The sequence below is a fragment of the Sporosarcina koreensis genome (assembly GCF_001531445.1).
Taxonomy (GTDB): Bacteria; Bacillota; Bacilli; order Bacillales_A; family Planococcaceae; genus Sporosarcina; species Sporosarcina koreensis_C.
The window spans coordinates 11,929-14,019 of the sequence record NZ_LQYA01000164.1 but is presented as its reverse complement, the minus strand read 5'-3'; the positions used below and the strand labels follow the sequence as shown (position 1 = coordinate 14,019).

The following is a 2,091-nucleotide window of genomic DNA, read 5'->3' as shown; positions in this document are numbered from 1 at the left end:
GCCTCCCCTGCCACTCTTTTAGATCGCTTCAAAGATAAAGCGGACTTCCAAACGGATGAACCGGAAGAACTGGCGAAAAGTGTCGGGCTGGATTTATTCAGAGGATATGAGGACGGCACTGCGAAACCGCAGCAAATCGTAACAAAAGGACAAGTGAAGAAAATCATCGACCGTTTGCTCGTAGTCTATAATGCTGCACCTGAAGTGGACGAAACGAACACGGATGCTGTCTCATTGCGCATCCTTGGCACGAGCGATTTGCATACGAACTTTGTCAACTATGATTATTATCAGGACAAGCCGACAAATGAATTCGGATTGGCTAAAACAGCTTTGCTTATTGATGATGCGCGTGCAGAAAATCCAAACAACCTATTATTCGATAACGGGGACTTGATTCAAGGAACACCGCTTGGCGGATATAAAGTGTCCGTCGATCCATTGGAAAAAGGAGAGCTTCATCCTGCATTAGCAGCATTGCAATCGCTGGATTTTGATGCAAGTACGTTAGGGAATCATGAGTTCAACTACGGACTCGAATATTTAGACCTTGTTTTGGCGGAAGCGCCATTCCCGGTGCTGAACGCCAACGTCTATGATGCTGAAACAGGCGAGAACCGCTATACGCCATATGTCATCTTGGATAAGGAAGTTGTGGACGGCAATGGGGCAAAGCACGAACTTAAAGTAGGCGTCATCGGTGTCGTAGCTCCGGGTATCATGCGTTGGGACCGTTTCCATCTTGAAGGGAAAGTAATTGCCGAAGATGCGGCGGATATTGTTGAAAAGATTGTCCCTGAAATGAAAGAAGCAGGAGCGGATGTAGTTATTGTTCTTTCTCACTCAGGTATGGGTGATGAGATCCATACAAAAGGGGAAGATGATGTTGCCTATCAAATTACTGCAATCGATGGAGTCGATGCAGTTCTAACAGGCCATAACCATTCCGTATTCCCTGGTGATTACGCAGATCTGAAAAACGTCGACAGCGAAAATGGCACTGTCAATGGAACACCGATCGTCATGCCGGGCAAATTCGGAAGTCATTTAGGGGTCATGGATCTAGTTCTTGAAAAAGACGGCGACAGCTGGAAAGTAGTCAGCGGCAAAGGGTCACTTCGTGAAATTGATTCCGAATCTGACGCGGCTTCGGAAAAAGTGATCGCAGCTGTGAAGGAAGCTCATGAAGGGACAATCGAGTATGTCCGCAGCCCTGTCGGCAAAACGACATCTGCGATTACGAGCTATTTCTCATTAGTGAAAGATGACCCATCGATTCAAATCGTAACAAATGCACAAAAGTGGTATGTAGAAGAGCAGTTGAAAGGTTCAGAGTATGAAAGTCTTCCAGTCCTTTCCGCGGGGGCACCATTCAAAGCGGGCGGACGCAATGGCGCCAACTACTACACTGACATTCCGGCAGGCGAAGTCGCTATCAAGAACGTCGCAGACCTTTATGTGTATGACAATACAGTGACTGCAATCGTCTTGACTGGCGCAGATGTGAAGGAATGGCTTGAAATGTCAGCAGGCCAATTTAATCAGATTGACCCTGCTTCAACAGAACAGCAAGATTTAGTCAATGCTGAATTTCGTACGTACAATTTCGACGTTCTTGATGGCGTGACATATGAAGTCGACGTTACACAACCGGCGAAATATGACTACTCCGGCAAAACGATCGATGCGAACGCTAACCGTATCGTCAATTTGCAGTACGATGGCAAGGAAATTGATCCTGAACAGAAATTCATCGTTGTAACGAACAATTACCGCGCAAGCGGAAGCTTCCCGGGTGTCGTCCATGCATCGGATAGTATCGAATATGCGTACGAAAACCGTGAAGCAATCATGGATTATATGATTGCAGAAGAAACGATCGACCCATCGGCTGACGGCAACTGGAAGTTTGTTCCGGTTGAAGGCGATGTGAAAATCGTATTCGAAACATCTGCAAAAGCGAAAGACTACATTCCAGCAGATAGCGGAATCGAATTTGTCGCAACGACAAAAGACGGTTTTGCGAACTTCTCCATCGAATTGAAGTGAATTTTCATCTAAAAGAGCAGGATAATCCCTGCTCTTTTTTAC

General features: G+C 46.2%; 1 protein-coding gene. It reads left to right on the top strand.

Features of this window, described 5'->3' with window-relative positions:
* The coding region (locus AWV70_RS16225; RefSeq protein WP_235588712.1) for a bifunctional 2',3'-cyclic-nucleotide 2'-phosphodiesterase/3'-nucleotidase at positions 1 to 2,049 on the top strand (2,049 nt) is incomplete at its 5' end.
* Between the last annotated feature and the right edge of the window lie 42 nt (positions 2,050 to 2,091).